The organism is Adlercreutzia equolifaciens, from assembly GCF_029076695.1.
Lineage (GTDB): Bacteria > Actinomycetota > Coriobacteriia > Coriobacteriales > Eggerthellaceae > Adlercreutzia > Adlercreutzia equolifaciens_A.
This window is the reverse complement of the sequence record NZ_JARFIK010000001.1, coordinates 289,723-307,124: the sequence shown is the minus strand read 5'-3', so window position 1 is coordinate 307,124 and position 17,402 is coordinate 289,723. Positions and strand designations below refer to the sequence as shown.

Below are 17,402 nucleotides of genomic sequence, written 5' to 3'. Positions count from 1 at the left end.
GTCATCGCTTGAACAGTGATATCATATACGATACTATAAGGGGGCGTATATGGGGAGTATCGAGAAGCTGCTCGACAAGATGAAAAGAGCGAGCGGTCCGTTGCCCTTCGACGAAGTGGCGAAAGTATGCGATCACTTTTTCGGAAGTCCGCGCATGCGAGGGTCCCATAGGATCTATCAAATGCCGTGGCGGGGAGACCCTCGCATCAACATCCAGAACAGGCACGGAGAAGTAGCTGCCTATCAGGTTAAGCAAGTCCTGAAAGCCATTGAGCGGTTGGAGGAAGAGCATGCCTAAACCAGAAGATTATGCCTATCGGGTATGGTGGTCTCAGGAAGATGGAGCCTATATCGCAACCGTGGCGGAGTTCCCCTCGCTCTCTTGCGTAGAGGAAACTCAGGCCGATGCGTTTTTCGGCATTGTCGATATTGTGGGGTGCGTGCTGGAAGACATGGCCGCTGCGGGGGAGACCGCCCCGGCTCCTTTTGCCAGCCGATCTTACTCGGGAAAGTTCGCTCTGCGTATGCCGCCCGAGAAGCATCGTCAGCTTGCCATCGAGGCAGCCGAACAGCATGTGTCGCTCAACCAGTTGGTAGTTTCCCGACTGTAGAGGTACGTTTCTCTCGCACCGTCGAAATTTCACTTTCCCTTTACATTCGCCTTACATGGTTCTCTCACGGGTTCCTTAGACTGCTGTCTCGCTGAAACAGTCAACGTGCGCCCCGATGCGTCTGGGCGAAAAGCGAGCGGCGGCGTCGAGGCGCCCCGGTGAAGGAGAAGCAGTGCAGGAGTTGATGCAGATCGGACTGGGCCTTCTGGGCGGTCTGGCCATTTTTCTCTACGGTATGAACCTCATGAGCGGCAGCTTGCAGGATGCTGCGGGCGACCGCATGCGCTCCATTTTGGCGGCGGTTACCAAGAACCCCGTGATCGGCGTGTTGGCCGGCGCCGTGGCTACGGCCGTGCTGCAAAGCTCCAGCGCCACCACGGTTATGACCATCGGTTTCGTGTCGGCGGGCCTGATGAAGCTGCGCCAGGCCATCCCCATCATCATGGGCGCAAACATCGGCACCACCATTACGGCGCAGATCATTGCCTTCAAGCTGTCCGACTACGTATTGGCCATCGTGTTCGTGGGCTTTGTCATCATGAGTTTGGCGAAGCAGCAGAACATCAAGCTGGGCGGCCGCGCCGTCTTCGGCTTCGGCCTTTTGTTCCTGGGCATCGACACCATGGGCGGCGTCATGAAGCCTTTGGCCACGAACCCGGTCTTCACCGATATGATTGCCGAGGTGGTGGGCGTGCCGTTGCTGGGAGTGCTGGTGGGCACCTTGATGACGGTCGTGGTGCAAAGCTCCAGCGCCACCATCGCGGTGCTTCAGAACTTCGCGGCTCAGCCGGGCATCGACGGGGCCAGCATCATTGGCCTGCACGGCGCCATTCCCATTCTGCTGGGCGACAACCTGGGCACGTGCATTACGGCGCTCATGGCCGCCATCGGGCAGTCGCGCGACGCCAAGCGGGTGGCCCTGGCCCACTGCATCTTCAACCTGTCGGGGTGCTTGCTGTTCGTGTGGCTCATCGGTCCCTTCGCCGGGGTCATCACGGCCATCACGCCGGGGCCCGAGTTGGAGGTCATCGCGCGCCAGATTGCCAACGCTCACACGCTCTTCAACGTGTCTATGACCCTGATCTGGCTGCCCCTGGTGTCCCTTATGGTGCGCATGGTTATGGCGCTGCTGCCCGAGAAGCCGCGCCGGCCTCGTGATCCCTTGCGCGATCGCGAGACGCCTTGGATGCCCGACGGCGCTGCGGCCTAAAAGAGGACGCCCGTCCCAGAAGTTCATCAGGAACGTCACGCTTACTTCGGGGGCGGCCGTGTGGCCGTCCCCCTCGTCGTACAATAGGCGATGGCAGCAACTGAAGGAGATCCATGGCCGATCAGCCCCTCATATTCTACGTGGAAGACGACGAGCACATTCGCGACTTGACCAGCTACGCCCTACGTCAGGCCGGGTTTGCCGTGCGCGCCTTCCCCGACGGCTCGGACCTTATGGAAGCATGCCGCCAGGAAGCCCCTCAGGCCGTGCTCCTCGACATCATGCTTCCCGGCGTGGACGGACTCGAGCTGCTGCGCCAGCTGCGCGCCGATGCAGCCACCGAGAACATTCCCGTCATGATGCTGACGGCGAAGGGCACCGAGTACGACGCCGTGTGCGGCCTTGATGCCGGTGCCGACGACTACCTGGCGAAGCCCTTCGGCATGATGGAGCTTATCTCGCGGGTCAACGCACTGCTGCGTCGGGCCGCGCGCCCCGCGCCATCGGCATCGCCGGTCCCCGCGTCCGACAGGCATGAAGCCTCGTCGTCCGATCGTCCTTCCTCTGCCGATGTCCTGCAGAGCGGCCCCATCGAGCTGTCCCTGGCGGCTCATCGGGTGAAAGCCCAGGGCCAAAAGGTGCCGCTGACGGTCAAGGAATTCGATTTGCTGCGCGTGCTCATGGAGAACGAGGGCCGCGTGCTAACCCGCGATCAGCTGTTGGAAATGGTGTGGGATGTGCTTTATGCCGGCGAAACGCGCACAGTGGACGCCCATGTGAAAACCTTGCGACAGAAGCTGGCTGCCGCGGCTCCAGGAGCTGAGCAGGCCATTGCCACGGTGCGCGGCGTGGGCTACGTGTTCCAGGGGGAGAGCCAGTAATGGCGCCCTTGAAGGAGGCCATGAGCCTCTCGGGGCGTATCTTCCGCAGCGTGCTTGCCTTCGCCCTGGTGGGCATTGTGCTGTTCTCGGTGGTTATCACGGGCATCTTCTATATCTCCCTTGAGCACGATGCCTCGGCGAAGCTGCTGGCCCAGGCCCATCGCGCCGCGGCGGTGCTTGACGAGGAGCCTGTCGACGCGCGGCCGGCTGTGCTTGCCGAGCAGTTCGACGGAGCGGTGCGCTATACCCTCATCGATGCTAACGGCGCCGTGCTGTTCGACAGTGCCGCCCCCGCAGATGGTGCTTCGTGGGAGAATCACGCCGACCGCCCCGAAGTACGCGCGGCGTTAGAAAGTGGCGAAGGGGCCACCAGCCGCCACTCCACGACGCTCAACGCCGATACCCTTTATGCGGCGGCCCCGTTGTCAAACGGCTCGGTGGTGCGTCTTGCCGAGACGCGCGCCTCGCTTATTGCGTTCTTCGCCACCGACTTAATGATGCCCGTTGCCTTGGCGCTGCTGGCGGCCGTGGTGCTGGTGTTGGTGCTCTCGCGCCTGCTGACGCGCCACTTGATGAGACCCCTCGATAATTTGGACGTGTCATCGCCGCTGGACAATGCGGCCTATGCCGAAATGCAGCCCTTGCTCGAGCGCATCGATTCGCAGCAGCGTACCTTGCGCGCCCAGAACGAGGAGCTGGCCCGGGCGGAGAGCCTGCGTCGCGACTTCTCGGCCAACGTATCCCATGAAATGAAAACGCCGCTCCAGGTTATTTCCGGCTATGCGGAATTGATGGCCAACAATATGGTTCCCGCCGAGGAGGTGCCGCGCTTCGCCGGGCTTATCTACGAAGAATCCCAGGCTATGCGCGCGCTCATCAATGATGTGCTGGTGCTCTCGCGTCTCGATGAGTCTTCGGGCGATATCGCCCAGACCGGCCCCGTCAACCTGGCGGCGGTGGCCGATCACGTAGTGCACCGATTGGCCGCGCCTGCTCACGAAGCCGGCGTCGTGGTCTCGCTTGAGACGGTGCCTGTATGGGTAGAGGGCAGCGAGCTCTTGCTGGAGCAGATGATCTACAACCTGGTGGAGAACGCGGTACGCTACAACCACGAAGGCGGCGCCGTGCAAGTGCAGGTAACCGAGGAGATGGCCGAGGGCGCAGCGCTTATGGGCGAAGAGGGAACGGCGCAAGGCCGCAGCAGTGCGCGCGGCCCCGAAGCCGGTGCGGCGCTCGGCGACGGCGACGCTGCGGTCTCGGCAACGGCCGCAGCGCACCCCCCGCGGGAAGCCGTCGTGCGTGTAAGCGACACAGGCGCGGGCATTCCCCTTGAGGCCCAGGAGAAGATCTTCGAGCGCTTCTACCGCTTGGACAAAAGTCGCTCCAAGGAAACCGGCGGCACGGGCTTGGGGTTGGCCATTGTCAAGCACGCGGCCCTCTATCACGGCGGCGAAGTGAGTCTGGAAAGCGAAGAAGGCCAGGGCACCACCTTCACGGTGCGGCTGCCCCTGGCTCCTGAGGAGCCGTTATCGTCCTAGGGGCAAGAGTTTGCTATGATGCTGAAGAACAAAATGGGGCGAGGGGTATGTTCTTTGGTTCTGAAAAGCAGTGAAATCAAAATCTGGGCCGGATCGGCCTGCCTGTGGGCATGGCTTGACGCCCTGTTCATGAGCGCCTTCTTCCCAGCGTCATCTTCGACGAGCCTGATGGCCGAAGGGGCGTCCATCCTGGTTTTCGGCCTCAGCGCCGTAGGGTTTCTGGTGGCGCTTCTCGTTCCTCAGAAGTTTAACGAGGCCTTGCGAGGGCGCGGGCTGCCCTGGCTGGGAGGCATGGGCGGCACCCTGGGCGCCCTGGCCTTTGTGGGCGCCAGCGTGACGGGTTCCTATGGCCTCCTTCTTGTCGGTGGCGTTTTGGCCTCGCTCTTCATGGCGGTGTTTCAGCTTGGCTGGGGCGCCGTGTACTGTCATGACGGCGCGAAGAGCGCCGCGCGCTTCGTGGCCGGTGGCTTTGCCGGCGCGGTGATCATCGACATTCCGCTCCTCTTCATGTTCCCGCTGGCGGCCGCCTTGTTCTACGCGCTGCTGCCCCTTGTTTCCTGCCTGGTATTTTGCTCCCTTGACCCAGAGCAGCGTTCCTACGAGACGGCTCTGCCCTATGCGCCGTCCTCGGATCGCGCAGCTCGGTCGCCGTTCCTCACGAGCTGGTTGGGGGTCGGCGTCTCGCTCTTCTGCGTGGCCGGCCTTGTGCTGTTCAGTTTCGGCTACCTGCAGCACTTGGTATCGTTCTCCTCGGTGGCAAGCGGGGGAACGCCGGGCGGCGTGGTGGTGCAGTTCGTGCGCGGCTTTGCGGCCATTGCGCTGTTCGCGGTGGTGTGCCTTGCTCCCCGGAAGGCGAATGTGGCGTACCGCGTGGGCTTGCTGGCTATGATTGCCGGCTTTATGCTCATGTCGTTCCTGTTTGGCACCGGCCAGTTCTGGATTGCCGGCGCCGTGGTTATTGCGGGCTACACCACCTTCGACTTACTGCTGTGGGTGCTGTTCGCGCAGATTGCCCATGCGCGCTCGCACAGCGCCTTGCAGACCATAGCGGCCACGCGCTTGTTGGCAGTGGTGTGCTATGTGGTGGGCGCCGTGGCGGGTATCGTGCTGGTGGGCAATGACGGAGTGCGCCACGGCTTCGTGTTGCAAGAGACCAATCTCATGGGCTACTTGGTGGTCATTGCCACGGTGGTGTTGCTGAGCAGCAAGGACATGTGGCTCCTTTCGGGCATGAGCGTTGCGGAGCCGGTAAGCGAAGAAGCCAAAGAGCAGCGACTTGCCGCTTGGTGGGAGGAGAAGGGTCTGACGCCCCGCGAGCGGGAAATTGCGCTGCTGCTGGTGGGCGGCCGCACCCAGCCTTGGATTGCCGAGAGCCTGTGCATCTCCGAGAACACCGTGGGAACCCACGTGCGCCACATCTACCAAAAACTGGAGGTCCACGACCGCCAACAGTTTCTTGACCTGGCATCCGAGGAGGTCAAAGCCCCCTCACCCGAATCACGTGATGTCGTTATTTCCGTCACGGAAGACAACTGATATTTCCGAATCAGGTATTTCACGGGTTGGCCGACGGTTGACCCTTGCTCAATGATAGGCGGCGACGAAGCGAGAGTTCGTCGACCAGATGCCGACGGAGGCATTTGGCTCCAAGCATTCATTGGGAAGGGGAGACAGTATGAGTATGGATCGCCGCAGCTTTTTGAAGGGGGCGTTCGTGACGGGCGCCGCCGCAACGGCCACCGTGGCTCTGGGCGGGTGCAGCCCGTCGGCGCCTACCGAGGCAAGCGCGGGCAGCCAGAATCTTGCCAGCACGGGCAAGCACAGCTGGGAAGAGGCGCCGGAGCCGATCACGGATGTGGCTGAGACGCTCGATTACGACGTGGTAGTAGTGGGCGCCGGCCTGGCTGGTGTGAACGCTGCCGAGGCCGCTGCGCGCAACGGCGCGAAGGTAGTGGTCATCGAGCGCAACACCGGCATTTCTATCCGCGGCGTGGACGTGGGCCACTTGGGCAGCAAGTTCCACAAGCAGAACGGATTCGACCTGGATCCGCGCGTGGCCGCTCGTTTTCTGCATCAGGCATCGCACCAGACTACGAACTACGACCTCATCTATGTGTGGGCTTCCCGCTCGGGCGAGGTGTTCGACTACATCGACGAGCTGGGCGCGCAGAACGGCGTGAGCATGGTGCCCGCGCTGTCCGGTACCGCCAAGTACGGCAATTGGTCCAAGCTGCCTGACCACTGGCGCGTCTATCCCGACGCCGTGTCGTTCGTGCGCGGCGGCGAGACCTATGACATGCGCGACGACGGGCAGCCGGTCAACGTTACCCTGGGCGAGCTGGTGTACAACTCGGCCACGGCCAATGGCGCCGAGTTCGTCTTCGAGGCGCGCGCCGAGCAGCTGGTGGGCGATGCGGCTGGCGGCATCACGGGCGTAATTGCCACCACCAAGGACGGCAAGCACGTGCAGTACAACGCCAAGAACGGCGTCATCCTGGCCACGGGCGACATCGGCGGCAACCAGGAGATGATCGACGTGTTCTGCCCCATCTCCAACCGCTCCGATGCCAACGTGTACGCCCCGGCCGGCTACAACAACGGCGACGGCATTCTCATGGGCGCTTGGGCTGGTGCTGGCATCTCCAAGAGCCCGGCGGCTCCGATGATCCACCAGTTCACCCTCGACACTCTTGAGTTCAACCTCACCTCGTTCATCATGTGCTGGCTGGCCGTGAACGCCAATGGCGAGCGCTACGGTGCCGAGATGCCCTTCGAGCCCATGCTCACCAACGCCCGCATGAACACCCCGGGCAACGTGGCCTGGTCCATCTTCGACGGCGATTACGAGAAGTACCTCATGCAGCAGCAGCCCGAGCGTTTCGATCGCTTCATGGACGGTCTGGATGCTGTCATGGAGAAGTGGCTGGACAACGGCATGCTGGTGAAGGCTGACACGCTGGACGATCTGGCTCAGCAGCTGGGCATTCCTGCCGACACCTTCAAGGCGACGGTGGAGCGCTACAACAGCATGGCCGCCAACGGCGAGGACATCGACTTCGACGTGCCCCAGCAGTTCCTGGCCCCGGTGCAGACGCCGCCGTTCTACGCCACGAAGAACGTGTGCAGCACCTTGACCATTCCCTTCGGCCTCCATGTGAACGCCGATTCCCAGGTTATGACCGACGACGATCAGCCCATTGCCGGCCTGTTCGCCATTGGCAACGTGCAGGGCGACTTCTTCGGCAATGACTACCCCGTGCACTGCCCCGGCGTGAGCCACGGCCGCTGCGTCACCTTCGGTCAGCTGGTGGGCTCTGCGCTGGCTCAGGGCAAGACCATCTCCGAGGTGCCCTTCGCCTAGGCCCTAGCAACGAAACAATCCCTCCGACACGTCGAGCGCGTCCCTCCCTCCCTGGCGCGCTCGATGGTGTTTTTAGGGGAGGATGATGTTTACCAGTTGGAAGGCTTTTCCAGCGAGAAGGTGGTGGGCTGCCACTCCACGATGGCGCCGGCGCGGCGCGTGGCCGGCACGTCGATGAGACGCTGGTTTGAGGAACCGCACCACTTCAGCTCAAGAGACTTGAGGGATTCGACGAAGGGGCCGTCCACCAGGACATCGATATGCTCCAGCAGATGCTTGACGGCAGCGTCGTTGCGACGGGCCAGGTCTTCGTACAGATAGCCCGTATAGCACCAGATGCCGTAGCCGCGCTCTTTCAGCGCCTCAGCCAGAAGACCGCAGGGGCCCGGCTGCTCGAAGGGCTCGCCGCCCGAGAGCGTGACGTCGTGCACGAGGCCGTTGGCCTCGATGTCGGCCAGCAGGGCCGGCAGCCCCAGCTCGGTGCCACCGCAGGCCGGCTGGCTGTCGGGGTTGTGGCACCCGGGGCAGCCGTGGGAGCACCCTTGCACGAATACGGCATAGCGCAGGCCCGGACCGTCTACAATGGAGTCGGGTTCGGTGCCGTACAGGGTGATGGTGGCGGTTTCGAAATCCTCAACGCGGCGGCCCAAGGCCTCGTCCGCGGAGGAGCTGTTGTTTTGCGTAGTATCCATGGCGCCATTGTAGCCCAGGGCCCGACGCGCAACGGTGAACTGTTGCCGACCCACAAAGTCGGCACGAATGGCGGATGCTCCCCGTGATGGCGAGCAACGATAACCCAACAGCTTACAGAAGCGGCCATGTCAAGACTTCACGGCGCCGCTGTTTTGCGTATACTAAGGGCAAGTCCTGTTCCCGCCCATCTTTGCGATGGACCGACGTTTTTACATGAGGGAGCTTTAGAAGCTGGTGAAACGGAGATTCGTATCCGTTGATACGAAAGCCGGGAAGCCAGATGCGAGCACCCACCTTTTGAGGTGGGTTCATCCTCAGGCGGGGGCAGGATTTTCTTATGCCTGCGCAGGCTTTTCCTGTTGAGTGCCTACCGGGGCGCTCGTCTCCTCGCTCTTTCCCGTATCGCCTTTACTGCCGTTGTGCTCAGAACTGGGGGCGCTGTCCGCAGTAGAAGCACTGGCTTGCGGTGTGGGCGTCTGAGGCACGGGCACTAGCACGCCGGTTTCGTCGGTGGGCACCATGACTGGGGCCGTACCGTGGTCTTCCCCGTCAGCGGTCAGCGAGCTCATGGCCTCTTCGATAAGGTGATTGTGCACATAGGGTGCCACGGCGCGAATAGCGGCATCGGTGGCATTGCTGGCCTTGCTGGCATCGGTGATGGTGAAGCTGAGGGTGCCTTGGAAGCCCTTATCGGTAATGGCGCTGAAGGACACACTCGGCCTCTTCTTGATCTTGCTTACCCGCGAGACGGCCTTTTCAGCTGCGTCCTCGATGTGATGGGCCGTGGCGGTGAGGCGCTCGCTGTTCGTGGTGACCACCAGGTTGATAGACACGTCGTTCAGGGGCGACAGCTTAGCCACGGCGGTGGAGGTCATCAGCGAGTTCGGGATGTTAATGTGGTTGCCCGAGCTGTCGATGATGGAGGTGTAGCGCCAGGTGACGTCCTGCACCACGCCGGATACCCCGCTGGGCCCCATGCGAATATTGTCGCCGGGCTCCACGCTGCGCGACACGCTGACCTGCAGGCCGCCCAGCAGGTTCGATAGCGTATCTTGAAAGCCCAGGGACACGGCGATACCGACAACGCCCAAGCCGGCAATCATGGCGTTGATGTTCACGTTGAAGCAAATGGACAAGATGCAGGCAATGCCGAATATCCACACCACGGCACGCACCAGGTTGATGAAGATGGAACTTGAGGGCAACAGCGTGGTCTTCTTCAGGATGCGGCGCATGAAGGCTACGGTCACGCGGCAGATCAAGAACGTGATGGCGCAGATAATGACCACGCCGAGGAAGGTGTTGAACCAGTCGGCATGGACGAACTTGTCGAATATGTTGAACCAATCGGGCATAGCTCCATTATAGAAGCGGCCCTCCCGTCAAAAGGGGAGGGCCGCCGTTTTCATCGTTTTGTTGCAGAAGAAGCGGGCTTAGGCGTTATCGCCTTCGTCCTGACTGTCCTGATTGCCGTCGCCCGTGCCGGGGTCAGTGGGCTCCGGATCGGGAGTAGCGGGGCCGGAGCTCACCGTGATGGTGATGGTTGAGCCCGGTTCGGCCTTGCCGGTTTGGCTCTGGTCGATGACCGTGCCCTCGGGGTCATTGCTGGCTGCGCGCTGGGTTTTCACCGAGAAGCCTGCGTTCTGCAGCGCCGTGGTGGCGGTGCTTTCCGACTGGCCCACCACGCTGGGGATATCGGTCTCATTGGAGCCCAGGCTGACCGTGATGGAGACGGTGCCGCCGGGCTCGATGGGATCGTTCAGCGGATTCTGCTTGAAGACGGTGCCCTCGGGCTTGTCGGAGTACTCCTCGTTCACGTCGACCCCGAAGCCGGCGTTCTGCAGCTCCTGTTTGGCCTGGTCGACGTCCATGCCGATAACGTTGGGGGCCTTGGTGGTCTTCGGACCGCGGGACACTACGTACTCGATGGTGCCGCCGGCGGGAACCTTCTGGCCCTCGGCGGGGTTCTGGGAAATGATGAGGCCTTCGTCGACGGTGTCGGAGTACTGGCTTTCGGACTGGGCTACGTTCAACCCCTTCTTTTCGGCCACTTCCTTAGCCTGATCAGGGGTCATGCCCGTAATCTTCGGGGCGTCCACCTCTTCGTCGCCGCCCGAGATAAGCAGATTGATCTTCGATCCCTTCTCGGCCTCGCCGCCGCTGGGGTCCTGGCTGATGACGGTGCCCTCGGGCACCGACTCGTCGAGCGGATAATCCTTGGTGCCCACCTGGAAGCCCTCTTGGCGAATGGTCTCCTCGGCCTGCTGTTCCGTCATGCCGACAACATTGGGCACGGGAACCATTTCCTTGTCACCGGCGCCGGCAAAGGCCCATACCAGGCCGCCGATGATGGCAATGGCCAGCACCGCGGCCACAACCGCGATGATGACCGGCTTCTTGGTACTTTTCTTGCCACCCTGATCGCGGAAGTTCGTAGTTTGGAAGCTGCCCGTGGCCGAGGGGGAGGAACCGCTGCCGGCCACGTAGGGCATCGCCTGGGTGCTGTCGGCCAGGGGCACCGGCGCGGGGGCCACGGCGCCCATGACGCGGGTCTGCGCCTCGGTAAAGCTGTTGCCGCGCCCCAGGTTAAGGGGACGGCCGGCCAGATAGTCGTTCAGAGCCAGGCGCATATCGTTGGCCGTGGCAAAGCGATCGGCCGGGTTCTTGGCCAGGGCCACCATGATGATGTCCTCGAGGGCCGGGTCAATGTCGGGGTTGATGGCGCTGGGGGGCTCGGGGTCGTCCTTTACCTGCATCATGGCCACCGAGACGGCGTCGGGGCCGTCGAAGGGCAGCGTGCCTGTGGCGGCCTCGTAGAGCACCACGCCCAGCGAGTAGATGTCGCTGGCGGCGGTAAGGTCTTTGCCCTGGGCCTGCTCGGGCGAGATATAGTGGGCTGTGCCCAGCACGGCCGAGGTTTTGTCGTTCACGGAGTTCTTGGCGCGGGCAATGCCGAAGTCCATCACCTTCACGTTGCCATCGGGCTGCACCATGATGTTCTGGGGCTTGATGTCGCGATGGATGATGTCCTGATTGTGGGCCACGGTAAGGGCCTGGCACACCTGGGAGCCAATTTCGGCTACCTTGCGCTGGTTGATGGCGCCGCGCTGCTGAATGGCGGTTTTCAGATCCGAGCCGCGCACGAACTCCATGACGATGAAGTAGGTGCCGTCCTCGTGGCCCCAGTCGTATACGTTGACAATGTAGGGGCTTTGGAGGTTGGCCGCGGCAGCGGCCTCCTGACGGAACCGCTGGGTGAAGGCCGGGTCGGCCGCGAACTGCGGCAGCATGACCTTTACGGCCACCACGCGCATCAAGGTGTTGTCCTGGGCCCGGTATACCTCGGCCATACCGCCGATACCGATGCGGTCTTTGATTTCGTAGCGGCCCGCGAGGACCTTGCCCGTCATTGTTCCCTGTCCGGTCACCTTGTTACTCCTTAAAGTTCCATACTTTGGTGGGTTTGCAGTCTGTTTTCGATGCGAACTCGCGTGAGTCTGATCATTGTACTACAGCGCTCCTATCACTTCGAGAGCCGTTTCCAACACGTCGTGTGCGGCGGCGGCACCGGCGCCCGACTCGCCCCGCTCGATGGCCACGGCCACCACGACCTTCGGGTCGTCGGCGGGTGCCAGGCCCACGAACCAGCTGTCGTCCTCGCCGTCGCCGCGCTCGTGGGTGCCCGTCTTGCCGGCCACGGCCACGCCGTCGATGGCGGCCCGCGAGCCGGTGCCCTCGGTGACGACGCCCTTCATGATTTCAATCTCGCGGGCGGCGGTGTCCTTGTCGATGGCCTGCTTCAGCTTGATGGCCAGCGGATAGAAGCTGCGTTCGCCGTTGGCGTTGTAGACGCCGTCGACCAAGTAGGGCTGCATAAGGGCGCCCTCATTGGCAATGGCGGAGCCCACCATGCACATCTGCATGACCGTGGCCTGGGGGCCGGCCGGGCTCTCGTGCTCGCCCACCGGCTCGCCGCAGGCGGCCCAGGCCGTTTCCCAGGTGGTCATTTCCTCGGGGTCGGGCATGAGCGACGTGGCCAAGGGCAGTGGGAAGTCGATATCTTCGTTGAAGCCGAAATTGCAGGCCATCTGCACCAGCAAGTCGGCGCCCAGCTGAACGCCTACCTGGCCGAACACGGTGTTCGATGAGTACCACATGGCCATCTCCAGCGTAATGCGCCCGTAGTTGCGCTTCTTCACATTAGTCACCGGGGCATTGCCGATGTCCAGGGTGCCCGGCGAGTCGTACATGGTGTCGGCCGTGGCCACCCCGTCCTGGAGGGCTGCGGCCAGCGTGACCATCTTGAAGGTGGAGCCGGGGGCGTACAGTGCCTGGGTGGCACGGTTGAACAGCTCGGAGGAGTCGTTGCTGTTGTCGGCAGCGGCCGTCAGCAGCGATTCGTAATCGGCGGCATCGAAGGTGGGCGAGGAGGCCAGGGCCAACACGGCGCCGGTCTCGGGGTTCATGACCACGCAGGCGCCCACTTGGCCCTCCAGCACGTTTTGGGCCGCCCGCTGGATGGTGGCGTCGATGGTCAGCGTGACGTCGTTGCCCTTGGTCTGAATGCCGGCCAGGGAATTCACCACGTCGGAGAAGCTGGCGAAGTTCTGCTCGCCGCGCAAGGTGTCATTGTAGGCGGCCTCGATGCCGGCGGAACCGAACTTCTGCGAGGTATAGCCCACAATGTGCGCGGCCAAGGTGCCCGCGGGGTATTCGCGCTTATAGGTGCCGTCCTCCTGGCGCACCGACTGGGCCAGCACCGTGCCGTCGATGGTGGAAATGGTGCCGCGTTCCATAGTGGCCTCGCGGGCCATGGTGTGGTTGTTGCTGGGCAGGTTCTGGTACTCGGGGGCCTTGATGACCATGATGTAGGTAAGGTTGGCCACCAATACGCCGAAGAGCACCGAATAGATGATCATGGTGCCGGTCAGGCGCTTGCCCAGGGCCACGCGGCCCAGCACCGAGTTCGCGCCATGGGAGCCGATGGTGCCGGTCTGGCGCATTTCGGAATCGACGCCGGTGCCCTCGTCGCCGCAGCGCAGCAGGCAGCCCACAATAATGAAGCTGGCAATAAGTGAGGAGCCGCCCTGGCTGATGAAGGGCAGCGTGATGCCGGTCAGGGGGATGAGACGGGTAACGCCGCCCACAATAATGAAGGCCTGCAGCACGATGATGGAGGTAAGGCCCACGGCGGTGAAGGAGCTGACGTCGCTCTTCGCCCGGGCCGCCGTGACGACGCCGCGAATGGCGAAGCACAGGTACAAAAGCAGCACGCCGGCGGCGCCCATGAGGCCTGTTTCCTCGGCAATGACCGGGAAGATGAAGTCGCTCTCGGCGACGGGAATGCCGCCCTCGGCAATGGGGTTGCCGCCCATGCCGCGGCCGATGCCCTGGCCGAACAAGTCGCCATCGGCCAGCGAGTAGATGGACTGCACCAGCTGGAAGCCGGCGCCCTGGGCGTCGGCAAAGGGATCCTGCCAGATGGCCACGCGGGCCTGCACGTGGCCCATGAAGGAGTACAGGGCCACGGCGGCAATGGCGGCCAGGCCGATGGACACCACCAGATACAGCTTCTTGCCCGTGGCCACGTACAGCATGATGACGAACACCGAGAACAGCACCAGGGCCAGGCCCAGGTCCTTCTCCAGCACCACCACGACGAAGGCCAGGGCCCACATAATAATGAGGGGCAGCAAGGTGGGCAGGCTCGGCAAATGGAAGGGACCCACCTGCCACGTGAACACCGACAGCATCTCGCGGTTGGCTGCCAGATAGGCGGCAATGAAGAACACAATGAGGATCTTGGCTATCTCGCCCGGCTGGAACGAGAAGGGGCCGATGGACAGCCACAGCTGGCCGCCGCCGGACTCGTGGCCGATGACGGGCAACATGGGGGAGAGCAAGAACAGAATGCCCACCACCATGAGGGTGTACTTGTAGTTGGCCAGCTTGTCCAAGTTGCGCACCAGGGCCAGCACCACGATCATCACCACGACGCCGGCAAAGAGCCATACCACCTGGCTTAGGGCCTTGTCGGGCAAAATGCGGGTGACGAAGGCAATGCCAATGCCCGACAGGGCGAAGGCAATGGGCAGCAGTGCCGGATCAGCGGCGGGAGCCAGCTTGCGCACCGCCAAGTGGGCCACCAGGAAGCTTCCGAAGATGCCCAGCGGCACCGCCAGGGTTTCCACCGACAGCGTCTGGCCGCCGGTAACCACCAGCATGGCGAAAAGCACGATGACAATGGGCGAGGCAATGAGCAGGAGCAAAAGCTCGATATTGCGACGGGACATAGGCGCCTCCTAGGCCGTCGTCCCGGCGGGGGACGGGGAGGCGGCTTGGTCGGCGCCGTCGGCGTTCTCGTTATTGGCGGCCGCGGTGCCGGCGTCATTGGAACCGTCGTTTGCATTGTCGGGCTCGGCGGCACTGTCCGGGTTGTCGGCGGCTGCAGCTGCCGCTGCCTCTTCGGCTGCTTGGGCCTCGGCCTGCTGCTTGTCCGTGATTTCCGCCTCATAGAGCTTGATCAGGTTGTTGGCCTCGTCGATGCCGTCGACGCGAATGCCCTCTTCCCGCAGGCGATTGGCAGTGCCGGGCTGCAAATCATCCACGGCGATATCGGTGACGCGGTCGAGGGTGGAGAACGTAAGGCCGAACAAGTCGCCGGGCACGCCGCGGTATACGGCCACGTTCCCGTTGTCGTCGGCCAGATAGGCGGAATTATCGACCAGGTAGTTGAGGCCGAAACCGGCCCCTACGAGGATGGCTGCCAGCAGGGCAATCAGCATGATGGCCGTGGCGCGGGTGCGACGCGTAATCTTGCGGGTGCGCTGTTCGGCCAGGCCGGTGACGTCCACCACGATAACCGTGGTGTTGTCGTAGCCGCCCAGGGAGTTGGCCTCGTTGACCAGCTGCGCCGCGCAGCGCTGCGGATCGGCGGCGCTGTTGAGGATGTCCTCGATGCGGTCGTCTTCCAGCATGGTGCACAGGCCGTCCGAGCACAGCAGCAGGCGGTCGCCCGTTTCCACGTTGAGCTCGAACAGGTCGGGCTCGGTGCGCGGGTCGGAGCCCAGAGCGCGGGTAATCACCGAGCGCTGGGGGTGGACGCGGGCCTCGGCCGGCGTAATTTGGCCGGCCTCGATCAAGTCGGTGACCAGGGAGTGGTCCCGGGTCAGCTGCTGCATGCGCCCTTGGTGCAGAAGATAGGCGCGGGAATCGCCCACCTGGGCAATGACCAGGCGCTCTTTATCCAGAATGGCCGCGGTGCAGGTGCAGCCCATACCGGCGCGGCCCACGCCTTCGCGGGCGGCCTTGATGATGGCCAGATTGGCCTCTTCGACAGCCTGGCCCAAAGCGGCGGCATCGGCCGTGCGGGGGGCCCGCTGGGCCACTACGTCCACGGCAATTTCCGAGGCCACTTCGCCGGCGGCATGGCCGCCCATGCCGTCGCACACCACGTAGAGCGGCGGCGCCACAACCAGAGAGTCCTCGTTGTGCTCGCGCACGCAGCCCACATCGGTGCGGCTGCCAAAGGGGGTTTGGACCTTTCTCCGTGAGCGCGCCATTATTGGAACCTCACGCGAATGTCGACGTCACCGATGGTGACCAGGTCTTTGTTGCGCAGGGCCACGGGCTCATGAATGGGGCGTCCGTTCACGGCGGTGCCGTTCTTGGATCCCAGATCTTCAACGAAGAGATTCTGGCCCATCAGCTGGAAGCGGGCATGGCGTCCGGACACGTAGCCGGCGCCGATGACAATGTCGGCTCCCGGGGAGCGTCCCACGATAACCGGCCCGTGCACAGCAATGGACACGCCGCGCAGCTCTTTGGGCCCGTGCTCTACTGACACGTTCCAGGTGCGCTCCTTCTTGCGCGACCCCTTCACCAGACCAACGCCCGTACGCATGAGGGCGAACAGGAACAGGTACAGGAGCGCGACGAAAAGCAAGCGCGCGACCAACAGGACAAGATCGATCACGGGATAACCTCCTAAGCCGAAAAGACCGGCTAGATGAGCTGGAACTCGAGGTTGGTGGTGCCCATGACGATGCGATCCGCATCGTGCAAAGCGATGGATTTGATCTGGCGTCCGTTGACGATGGTGCCGTTAGTGGAACCCAGGTCGGTAAGGATCCAGGCGCCGGATTCGTCCTGGCGAATTTCGGCGTGGACGCGCGATACGTTGATATCGGGAATGACGATGTCGTTCTTGGACTCGCGGCCGATGGTCTCGGCGCGGCCCGGCAAGGTGAAGGCGCGATCGTTGGTGATGTCGTAAATGTAGGCCTGGCGGGCGTCGTTCTCGTCGACGTCGTCGTAGCCGTCGGCGGCCGCGTCGAACATCATGGTGTGGGGCTCGTCGGCGCCGGCGTCTTCGTAGCCGTAGTCGTCGTAGGCCTGCGGGGCCTGGTAGGCCGGCTCTTGGTAGCCGTAGCCGCCAGCGGGCGCCGGGGCCGGGGCGGGCGCCACGGGACGGCCGCTTTGGGAGCGCATAAGGCCGTAGCGGGCGAACTCTTCCTGACGCAGCTGCTCAACCAGCGGGGAGGCCACCATCTCGGCAATGACGTCGAACTTGCCGTGACGCAAATCGTCGTCGACGATGAAGCGAACCAGGGGGTGTCCGTCCATGACCAGCCCGTGCTCGGCGGCTTTGGCGGACAGGTAGGTTTCGGTTTCTCCGGCCAGCGTGGGGTAGTAGCCCAGAAGGCGACGATCATCGTCGGGGTTGACCAGAACCGTATAAAGAGTGGGGGCATATTGCTTGCCTGCGCCGACCATCTTCTCGCGGCGCATCTGCTTCTCGGCTTTTTTGGCAATTTGGACGGGGGACAGCGGTGCGGCTCCCATGCGGTCGGCGGCACCCTCCACCGTGTCTTCCATTTTGCCTTCGAACCTTGAGAGGAGTCCCATGTGATTCTCCTTGTTTCTACCGTGTTTAAGCTGCGTTCAGTTGCACAACCGCATATTTTGCCATAAACCCTGCGCCTTTCTGTCAACAAGCCGCCAACCTTACGCAATCGTCACAGCGGCAGGGCCAGGGCCGCCCCGCCGCCCGTGCACGCTTCCGGCATCCCGCTCCGGGCACGCGCCGCTCCGCTGGCTCGGCCTGCT

At 63.1% G+C, this 17,402-nt stretch carries 14 protein-coding genes; 7 read left to right on the top strand and 7 right to left on the bottom strand.

What is annotated here, in order from left to right:
- Nucleotides 1-49: 49 nt before the first annotated feature.
- The 7 genes from PZH32_RS01010 to PZH32_RS00980 all read left to right on the top strand — a co-directional run bounded on the left by PZH32_RS01010 (nucleotide 50) and on the right by PZH32_RS00980 (nucleotide 7,601).
- The gene (locus PZH32_RS01010) at nucleotides 50-298 is read left to right on the top strand and encodes a toxin HicA (RefSeq protein ID WP_275205774.1); all 249 of its coding nucleotides are present in this window, start codon (nucleotides 50-52) and stop codon (nucleotides 296-298) included.
- On the top strand, nucleotides 291-611 hold the full coding sequence (locus tag PZH32_RS01005) for a type II toxin-antitoxin system HicB family antitoxin (protein ID WP_275205773.1): 321 nt from the start codon (nucleotides 291-293) through the stop codon (nucleotides 609-611). Before PZH32_RS01010 ends, PZH32_RS01005 begins: the two co-directional genes overlap by 8 nt.
- 172 nt (nucleotides 612-783) lie before the next feature.
- The gene (locus tag PZH32_RS01000; RefSeq protein ID WP_275205772.1) at nucleotides 784-1,821 is read left to right on the top strand and encodes a Na/Pi cotransporter family protein; all 1,038 of its coding nucleotides are present in this window, start codon (nucleotides 784-786) and stop codon (nucleotides 1,819-1,821) included.
- 113 nt (nucleotides 1,822-1,934) lie between these two features.
- On the top strand, nucleotides 1,935-2,702 hold the full coding sequence (locus PZH32_RS00995; RefSeq protein ID WP_275205771.1) for a response regulator transcription factor: 768 nt from the start codon (nucleotides 1,935-1,937) through the stop codon (nucleotides 2,700-2,702).
- Complete coding sequence (locus PZH32_RS00990) at nucleotides 2,702-4,240, top strand: sensor histidine kinase (RefSeq protein WP_275205770.1); 1,539 nt, start codon at nucleotides 2,702-2,704, stop codon at nucleotides 4,238-4,240. The genes PZH32_RS00995 and PZH32_RS00990 overlap by 1 nt, the downstream gene beginning before the upstream one ends.
- A 54-nt stretch (nucleotides 4,241-4,294) precedes the next feature.
- Nucleotides 4,295-5,776: a helix-turn-helix transcriptional regulator gene (locus PZH32_RS00985; RefSeq protein ID WP_275205769.1), complete on the top strand. Its 1,482-nt coding sequence runs from the start codon at nucleotides 4,295-4,297 to the stop codon at nucleotides 5,774-5,776.
- A gap of 139 nt (nucleotides 5,777-5,915) precedes the next feature.
- Nucleotides 5,916-7,601: an FAD-dependent oxidoreductase gene (locus PZH32_RS00980; RefSeq protein ID WP_275205768.1), complete on the top strand. Its 1,686-nt coding sequence runs from the start codon at nucleotides 5,916-5,918 to the stop codon at nucleotides 7,599-7,601.
- 89 nt (nucleotides 7,602-7,690) lie between these two features.
- Here PZH32_RS00980 and nrdG read toward each other — a convergent pair whose 3' ends face one another.
- The 7 genes from nrdG to PZH32_RS00945 form a co-directional block, all read right to left on the bottom strand.
- The gene (gene nrdG / locus PZH32_RS00975; protein ID WP_275205767.1) at nucleotides 7,691-8,293 is read right to left on the bottom strand and encodes an anaerobic ribonucleoside-triphosphate reductase activating protein; all 603 of its coding nucleotides are present in this window, start codon (nucleotides 8,291-8,293) and stop codon (nucleotides 7,691-7,693) included.
- A gap of 336 nt (nucleotides 8,294-8,629) precedes the next feature.
- Nucleotides 8,630-9,649: a mechanosensitive ion channel family protein gene (locus PZH32_RS00970; RefSeq protein ID WP_275205766.1), complete on the bottom strand. Its 1,020-nt coding sequence runs from the start codon at nucleotides 9,647-9,649 to the stop codon at nucleotides 8,630-8,632.
- Between the two features lie 78 nt (nucleotides 9,650-9,727).
- On the bottom strand, nucleotides 9,728-11,704 hold the full coding sequence (gene pknB / locus PZH32_RS00965; RefSeq protein WP_275206884.1) for a Stk1 family PASTA domain-containing Ser/Thr kinase: 1,977 nt from the start codon (nucleotides 11,702-11,704) through the stop codon (nucleotides 9,728-9,730).
- A gap of 99 nt (nucleotides 11,705-11,803) precedes the next feature.
- Nucleotides 11,804-14,587, bottom strand: coding sequence for an FtsW/RodA/SpoVE family cell cycle protein (locus PZH32_RS00960; RefSeq protein ID WP_275205765.1), 2,784 nt, complete (start codon nucleotides 14,585-14,587; stop codon nucleotides 11,804-11,806).
- Between the two features lie 9 nt (nucleotides 14,588-14,596).
- Nucleotides 14,597-15,856: a Stp1/IreP family PP2C-type Ser/Thr phosphatase gene (locus PZH32_RS00955; RefSeq protein ID WP_275205764.1), complete on the bottom strand. Its 1,260-nt coding sequence runs from the start codon at nucleotides 15,854-15,856 to the stop codon at nucleotides 14,597-14,599.
- Nucleotides 15,856-16,269 carry an FHA domain-containing protein gene (locus tag PZH32_RS00950; RefSeq protein ID WP_275205763.1) on the bottom strand — a complete coding sequence of 138 codons (414 nt, stop codon included), beginning with the start codon at nucleotides 16,267-16,269 and terminating at the stop codon, nucleotides 15,856-15,858. Before PZH32_RS00950 ends, PZH32_RS00955 begins: the two co-directional genes overlap by 1 nt.
- 29 nt (nucleotides 16,270-16,298) lie before the next feature.
- Entirely contained in the window at nucleotides 16,299-17,201 is a 903-nt protein-coding gene (locus tag PZH32_RS00945; protein WP_275205762.1) for an FhaA domain-containing protein, read from the bottom strand.
- Nucleotides 17,202-17,402 lie beyond the last annotated feature (201 nt).